The organism is Desulfosporosinus sp. BICA1-9 (assembly GCF_000802135.1).
This window is the reverse complement of sequence record NZ_JUEE01000041.1, coordinates 1-7,862: the sequence shown is the minus strand read 5'-3', so window position 1 is coordinate 7,862 and position 7,862 is coordinate 1. Positions and strand designations below refer to the sequence as shown.

At 40.6% G+C, this 7,862-nt stretch carries 5 protein-coding genes and 1 pseudogene; 2 read left to right on the top strand and 4 right to left on the bottom strand.

Going from position 1 to position 7,862, the window contains the following annotated elements; genetic code table 11:
• From JL57_RS05285 to JL57_RS05275, 3 genes and pseudogenes are all read right to left on the bottom strand, one after another.
• Positions 1-1,403, bottom strand: a pseudogene (locus tag JL57_RS05285) (trimethylamine methyltransferase family protein); the annotation flags it as partial.
• 30 nt (positions 1,404-1,433) lie between these two features.
• Positions 1,434-2,066, bottom strand: coding sequence for a B12-binding domain-containing protein (locus JL57_RS05280; protein ID WP_034141016.1), 633 nt, complete (start codon positions 2,064-2,066; stop codon positions 1,434-1,436).
• 131 nt (positions 2,067-2,197) lie between these two features.
• On the bottom strand, positions 2,198-3,628 hold the full coding sequence (locus JL57_RS05275; RefSeq protein WP_034141015.1) for a trimethylamine--corrinoid methyltransferase: 1,431 nt from the start codon (positions 3,626-3,628) through the stop codon (positions 2,198-2,200).
• A gap of 580 nt (positions 3,629-4,208) precedes the next feature.
• Between JL57_RS05275 and JL57_RS05270 the strand changes: the two genes are divergently transcribed.
• Both JL57_RS05270 and JL57_RS05265 read left to right on the top strand, forming a co-directional pair.
• Complete coding sequence (locus JL57_RS05270; RefSeq protein WP_034141014.1) at positions 4,209-5,630, top strand: sigma-54-dependent Fis family transcriptional regulator; 1,422 nt, start codon at positions 4,209-4,211, stop codon at positions 5,628-5,630.
• A gap of 68 nt (positions 5,631-5,698) precedes the next feature.
• Complete coding sequence (locus JL57_RS05265; RefSeq protein WP_034141013.1) at positions 5,699-6,628, top strand: LysR family transcriptional regulator; 930 nt, start codon at positions 5,699-5,701, stop codon at positions 6,626-6,628.
• A 425-nt stretch (positions 6,629-7,053) separates the two neighbouring features.
• On the opposite strand, the gene JL57_RS05260 is transcribed toward JL57_RS05265, so the two are convergent.
• Positions 7,054-7,862, bottom strand: an 809-nt coding sequence (locus JL57_RS05260) for a BCCT family transporter (protein WP_034141012.1), incomplete at its 5' end; no start/stop codon positions are given.

The following is a 7,862-nucleotide window of genomic DNA, read 5'->3' as shown; positions in this document are numbered from 1 at the left end:
GGCAAACCCTCAGGTTTATAGGTTTCTAAAATGGTTCTCGCCACTTCATAGGCTCTTTCCGAAAAATCTTTACCACCGTCTGCCAGCCATACATCTCTCATGCGACGGTCGATAACATTACTCTTGGATTGGGTACGCATATGTTTGAAGGTGTGTTCTTCGCTAATAAAGTTACCAGCGGTGCCTACCTGCTTAATAACATCTATAGCTAAGGTCTCATCCGACACACTGATCCCACATACTGCTTTTTTGATCATCCTAGCCATCTCGTTATCCATCACCATTTGGGCGTAATCGTAGGTGATGCCGAGTTCTAACATGCCCGCTCCATAGATCAGGTTGGACCCTGCCAACGCTGTCAGCATAGCGGTAATCGTGAACTCATGAGATGCTTGGGCGTCCGGAACTTTGCTATCTACCTAGCCACCAGCTACCCAGCTAGGCAGTAAATAGAATTGGGCCAGTTTTGCCACGCCGGCATTGATCATGCCCAATTCTGGAGAACCGACGGGAGCAGTAGCAAACCGCAAATCCATGATGGTGGTGGAACTACCATAAATAACAGGCGCCCCTTTGCAAGTTAGCTGGCTCAAGACGATACCACTTAGGACTTCTGCATTGTGCGTAACAAGACTACCGGCTAAGGTAATCGGTGAGGTAGCCCCCGCCATGGCCATGGATAGTACATTGACTGCAATACCAGCGCGTGCACCTTCGATGATCACTTCAGTGCAATGTCCAACCAATTGTAAAGGGCTTGTAGGGCAGACATTGCAAGAGAAGATAGGGCGTTCCCGCAGCTTGTCTTCCCCTCCAACGACAGCTGCAGCCATTCTTAAGACCTTTTTAAAGTTTTTACCGCCTTCAGTGCCGATGAAGACATGCTTAGAAGTATTGTTGAAGAGAGCCTCTGCATTGTGAACCACTGCAGCCTCTGCCGGAACATCTTGGGGGGCTACAGGACGTAAAACTGCATCCATCTCATCCATAGCATCACAGAAGCGGGATATATTTATGACATCCTGTTTAGTCGTCTTCCGATACTCTTTGGTATAAGGGTCAATGATTGAAACCCCTTCACCAAAATTAATAAAATGAACCCTCTTGCCACCTAAGATAATGTCATGTTTGGGATTACGTCCGGCCAATAACACGGTATTAGGGGCTGTACGAATGGCGTCTTCTACGATATGAGGAGGAATCTTGACAACACGAGTTTGAAAATCGACATGAGCTCCTCCCGCCGCGAAAATATCTAAAGCCTCTTTGGATTCAACTTTAATGCCTGTTTTCTCTAAGACCTCTAACGTTCCACTGTGAATATCATAAAGTTCATCATCTGAAAATATATTCAGTCCGAAGCCTTCAAATTTTCCGAATCCTGCTTTAACTTCACTTCTCAATTATTTCACCTCCACTTGTTGCATTATGAATTAATTCAAAATTGCTGTAGCCATTTCTTTGGCAGCCATAGCATCTGCGCAATAACCATCTGCACCGATCTCATCAGCAAAGCTTTGAGAAACGGGTGCGCCTCCAACCAGAATCTTGACCTTGTCACGCAGTCCTTCTTCAGTGATTAATTCGATGGTTGCTTTCATATTGAGCATCGTTGTCGTTAACAGAGCAGATAAACCCACAATCTTGGCATCATGCTCCTTAATCGCTGCCACAAATTTTTCCGGCGATACATCCACTCCTAGATCGACAACATTAAAGCCACCGCTTTCCATAATCATAACAACAAGATTCTTGCCAATGTCGTGAAGGTCTCCAGCAACAGTCCCGATCAGGATGGTCTTAGTGACAGCGATTTGTGACCCTGTGAGAAGAGGTTTTACAATTTTCATGCCTTCCGATAATGCTTTGGCAGACATCATGACTTCAGGTACATACATATCACCAGCTTTGAATTTTGGGGTAACAATATCCATACCGATCAGCAACCCCTTGGAGATGATTTCCATGGGATCACCACCACCATCTACCATTTTCTGGGTCAGATCTTTTACGGCAGCAGCATTACCTTTGAATACATAATCGGCCAATTGATCAAAATCACTCATTTTGACATCCTCCTTAAAGATATATAGATCTAAATTAATCTTAGATTAATCTTAGTCTAAATCAATTTCTTTGTATAATTCCGACTTTTTATGCCGGGTATAAATCTATAAAACTCAGTCTAAAACTCAATTTAATGGCTCGATTTAGCCTTTGCAATATAGGCTTGGAGTGCTTTATCGGTATCAGGATCGAGTAAAGTTTCAGGGGCGTTCTGAAGAATTTGTTTAAACTTTCGATTTGCCCTGACTGTCACGTCTTCTGAGCCGGCGCTTTTCCAATCACTATAATTTCCCCAATCCGATACAGATGGAGTCCATAAGGTTCGGAACTTTTCAAAGGTACTCATGTGGGACAAGTAGGTGCCCGTATGCCCTACCTCTTGAATGACCTCGACGGCTAAAGCTTCATCAGAAGTATCAATACCCTGTGAAATCCGCCTCACTCTTCTGACGAGTTCTTCATCAATAACGAATTTCTCATAAGAAGTCGTCATGATGGCATCCAAAACTCCAAGACTCTGAACAGACATATGGGCTCCACTCAACATTCCCATCATTAAGCTCTGCATGCTTTCATACCCTGCCTGGCAATCCACCGTTTTAGAATGAGTAATTCCAGACATTGTTCTCACGGGTAAGTGGTAAAAATCCAAACCCATTTGTAAGCTGGCAGTATTGATCAACATTGCTTCCGGCGTCCCAGCAGCGAAGGTAGCCTCCTTCATATATCCCGAGGTGGATGCGGTTGCATAGACCAGTGGAGCACCTGGATTAATCAATTGAACCAAAACTAATCCGGCGATGGTTTCTGTGTTTTGGAGGACCGCGGTCCCCAAGAGGGAGATTGGTCCACTTACTCCGGCCATAATACAAGGTGCGAGCATGATCACCTGATTGTGTTTTGCGTATTCAATCATCGTTTCTAAAGTATCGGGAGCATATCCTAAGGGACTCAGAGAATTAACCAACACAGCGGTACAATGATTTTCCATCAGAAAACCAGGTTTGCCCATCGCAAGCTCAACCATATCCAACTGTTCTCGTACTTGTTGAGTGTTAGCACAGAAACCTATCACTGGTTTATCAGAGTTTTTTAGGGCTTCATACATCATCATCAGATATTTGTCATTAGTATCAACATCACTTGGGTCGACTGGAATGGTACCCACCAAGTCGACAACATCACTGGCTTGACACAATTTTTGGATATTGGCATAGTCTTCTAGGGTTGCCTCGCGCCGTCCCCTATCTAGGTCCTGAATATAGACAGGACCTACATTAGGCTGTACTAAGAATCCTTCACCAACCGTCAGGGAGTATTTATCGTTGCGGGCTCTCATCCGGAAGGTTTTAGGTGCAGTGCTCAAGGCCTGATCGACCATTTCACGAGAAATAAATACCGTTTTGTTTTCAACTCTAGCCCCATGTTTTTTGAAAATACTAAGAGCTTCTTCACTGTGAAACACGACACCAGTTTCTCGAAGAATTTTCAGGGTGGCTTCATGAACTCTTAACAAATCATCTTTACTCAGTACTTCAAGTTTAGTTTTTAGACCTCTCATAACGACCTCCCCATTTGATCTTGTTTGCTGTAAATTTCAGCTTACTCTTAGCCTAGATGAGTCATTATGACTCATCTAAGTCCCCCCGACTCGCACCATCTCACTTAACCCATTTAATTAAGTATAACTAAAATGGCCCCAAGGTTCTTTTCGCGCGAATACGTTCTTAAAATTAGTCAATTGTCGCAGTATTTGCTGAATGAACTAGGATTGATCTCCACCCCATTTAAGAAGGTCATTGGATACATAAGTATAATGCAATTCTTATGCCATAAACAAGAAACTAGCTGGAACTTGAAGACTCTGCAACCTCTAAAAAACGAATATTCTAATTGTACAGTCAACACTATTTACATTTATAGTGGTTCCTATATAATTTATATAAAAGGCATTTTCCAAAATAATACTCTAGTTGAATCTAACGAAGTAAAGTTCTGCAATATACTACATTTTTCGTATTAATTGCAGGTTTTTTTCATATTATATCGAATATTCTTCTTTAATAGATAATGTATACTATCATACTGAAACTTTATCCCTTACTAATCTTTTTGATATGGCCAAAAAGGAGGCGTAAAATTTGCCTGATTATAATGAAAGCACTTTAAATCGGGAGGATTTAAAAAGGATATTAGACAACTCCTTTGATGAAATTTTTGTCGTAGACCGCAACAGCATTGTCACGTACGTTAATGAAGCCTGTGTAAAACACTATGGAGTAAATCCTTCTGAGGTCATTGGGAAAACCGTCGATCATTTAATCAGCGAAGGATATTACTCACCTGCTTTGGCCCCCGTTGTTTTCCTAGAAAAAAAAATTGTTACCTTAGAACAAAAAACTAGGTCAGGGATTAATCTTGTTGTAACCGCTACTCCTGTCTTTAATTGCGATGGCGAGATTGATTTTATTGTCATGAACAGTAGGGATATCACTCAAATCGAGCAATTAAAACATGATTTAGATAAAACTAAGAAACTGGTGAACCATTATAAAGATAAAGTTGACGAATTAGTTCAACAAGTCAGCTATTTTAAAGGTTACTCTTTTTCTAACCAAAAAATGAAGTCATGCCTCGCTTTGGTTCAGAGAGTGGCTTTAGTCAATTCAACGGTCTTAATCCTTGGGGAGTCCGGAATAGGAAAAAACGTCTTAGCCTTGGACATTCACAAAATGAGCCCGCGCAAAGAAGGACCCTTTATCTGCATTAACGGTGCCACTATTCCAGAACATCTTTTAGAATCTGAACTTTTCGGTTATTGTCGAGGTGCATTTACGGGTGCAGACAAATACGGAAAGGTAGGTTTAGTGGAATTAGCCCATGGTGGCACTCTATTTCTCGACGAAATTGGCGAGATTCCTTTAGGAGTTCAGGCAAAATTATTAGAGCTTATCCAGGAACACCGTTTCCTTCCAGTTGGTGGAAAAGAACATAAAACAATTGACATTCGAATTATTGCTGCTACCAATCGTGATTTACCTCAACTCATTCAAGAAGGTAAGTTTCGTGAAGATCTGTATTATAGGTTAAGCGTTGTTGAGATCGATCCTCCTCCATTACGAGAAAGAAATGAAGATATAATCCCTTTATTGCATTATTTTTTAGAAAAATATGATTCTCAATATAAATACTCTCATCAATTTGATTCACGATGTCTTGATGTTCTTAAAAACTATTCCTGGCCTGGTAATATCCGTGAAATGGATCATCTAGCAGAACGGTTAGTCGTTACCATCCCAGAAGGCAAAATACTACCCGAACATTTGCCAAGCAAAATTTTCAAGATTCAGACCCCCCCCTCCAATAACAATCTTGTGGATAATGAACTATCGAAATGGAAGAATCTCTTGAAAGTAAGTGATGAGGAGGCTATCATTATTCGCTTATATAATGAGTTAAGAAGCTCCTATAAAGTAGCAAACACTCTTAATATTAGTCAAAGTAAAGTAACCCGAATCATACGCACTTATAGGCAGAATAGTACGCAGAAAATTGAAATCTAAATTTAATCCGAATTTATTGAACATTGGCTAATAATTTTAGCATTGCCTAAAGACAAGCGGAGGTATTTATGAGATTAACACAATTATATCTTCTCTGTGAAGTAGCTAAATATAACTCAATATCCATGGCAGCTGAACATGCCTTTATCACCCAACCGGCTGTCAGCTCCGCTATTAGCAAGCTTGAGGATGAATTAGGGGCCGTATTATTTAAGCGTACTACTTCTGGCGCTTACCCGACAGATATTGGCAAAATCATTATCGATAAGGCCCGGGATGTTCTTGATCGAGTGGAAGAGATTAAGCAAATTGCTAATACCTCTGAATTATCAGGTAGCTTGTCTGTTGGAATAATCCCCAGCATGGGCGACAAAATCATACCTAGCGTTTTATCACACCTGAAAAATAGGCATCCTAATATTAATATAAATTTATCCGTTGAAGAGTCAATCATTATTTTACAGAACGTTTTATCCGGTAAACTTGACCTTGGCATCGTTCTCTTGACTGAAGAAATTAACAGAAAAGACATTTTCAGCGAAGTTTTATTCTCAGATGAATTTTTGGTTTACGCGGGAAAAGATTCACCCCTGTCAGCTAAGGACTCTGTATCCTTAAAGGAAGCATTAGAGTATCCTGTTGTTGCCTACAATGACGAATATACAAAAAATAATGGTGGTATTACAAGCATTCTGAAAGATTATGGTGAGCCTAAAGTAGCCTTTAGGTTTTGTAACTTTGAACTCATTAAGCGAGTTGTCTCCCAAGGGATGGCGATCTCATTCTTTCCAAAATTCATGTCCATTGGTGATATTTATTTGAAATCAGGTGAAATAAAACCAATCCCTATTCATGATGTTAAATTAGGGATAACCGTCGGTTTAATCCGATCAAATCGGCAAACGGTTAATTTAATAGAGAAAGAGTTTATCCTAGAACTTAAATCTATTTGTGAAAATGGATTCTCTGTCTCTAAAGCTTCTCAAGCTAGTGGATAAATAACCGCCTTGGAAAAATGAGACTCGCTCTAGAGGGAATAATCCTTATAAAAACAGGTGATAACATTTCCATCATGTTATCACCTGTTTTAATCGTATCCTTGTGCCCTAAATTATACTAAACTGTTAAGGGTAGGATACTTTTTTTATTACATACTGATTGAATAATTATTTTTTTGGTCATATTTAGTGCAATCAACCTCATCATATTTTGTGGTAGGTTATTCCCAATAAAATAGACAATGAGCTTTTCATTCTACTTTTTGTTGTGCCTCCCGGGATAACTGTAATATACTAAACACTTATACGGGATATAATTAGAGGTGCAGCCAGGCATGGCTTATATTTGACGGCAAAAGGCGGCTTCTGGCTGAAGCCGCCTTTTGCTATGTTCTGGGCTGTCTTACAGCGACAGCCCCATATCATTAATCTTCTTCCGGATAATCGACAACTTGCTCTTTAGTTTCTTGGCCGAAATCCTCCTTGAGCCACTTGCGTAGGGACAGCCCTAAGATGATGATAATAAATATAATGGGTACGCTGGTGGCAACAGATGAAAGCTGAACTACCGGTAATCCGCCCACCATCATGATAGCCACCCCGATTACAGCAAGGAGTGCACACCAGAAAAGTCTTGTCCAGCGGGGAGATTCCTGATCATTCCTAATCTCTTTGCTAGAAATCATGGAAATAATATACGCATTGGAATCAATGGTAGTAGCTTGGAAAATAAGCATCACAAATAAGAAATAGGGAATCACTATTCCAGTGAAGGGTAAGGTATTTAAGACTTGGGTAATCATTGCCCCGGGACCGCCCTCCGCCATAGTCTTATCAATTGCTATCCCTTGATTAAGCAGAAGATCAACTGCATAGCCGCCGAACACTAAGAAGAACAGTGAACATCCGATTGTCGTTACAACCATCATATTTAGAACAACGTTTCTTATCGTTCTCCCCTTGGAGATCCTGGCAACAAATAATCCGAAATACATGGCCCATGCTGCCCACCAGGCCCAGTAAAATACTGTCCAGTCTTGAGGAAAACCAGATTTGGTAATCGGATCTGTATATAAACTCATCCGTAAAAAGTTAGTAGCCAAAACCCCTAGGCTGTCAACATAAAAGGATAACATAAATAAGGTGGGGCCTGCAAGCATAACAAAAGCTAATAATCCCATACATAACCAACTATTTAATTCCGACAATTTTTTAATTCCGCTATTTAAACCGG

Bases quoted from the DNA above. Each gene is read 5' to 3' on its own strand.
- JL57_RS05265 (WP_034141013.1), top strand. From the start codon at position 5,699: ATGAGATTAACACAATTATATCTTCTCTGTGAAGTAGCTAAATATAAC.
- JL57_RS05280 (WP_034141016.1), bottom strand. From the start codon at position 2,066: ATGAGTGATTTTGATCAATTGGCCGATTATGTATTCAAAGGTAATGCT.
- JL57_RS05275 (WP_034141015.1), bottom strand. From the start codon at position 3,628: ATGAGAGGTCTAAAAACTAAACTTGAAGTACTGAGTAAAGATGATTTG.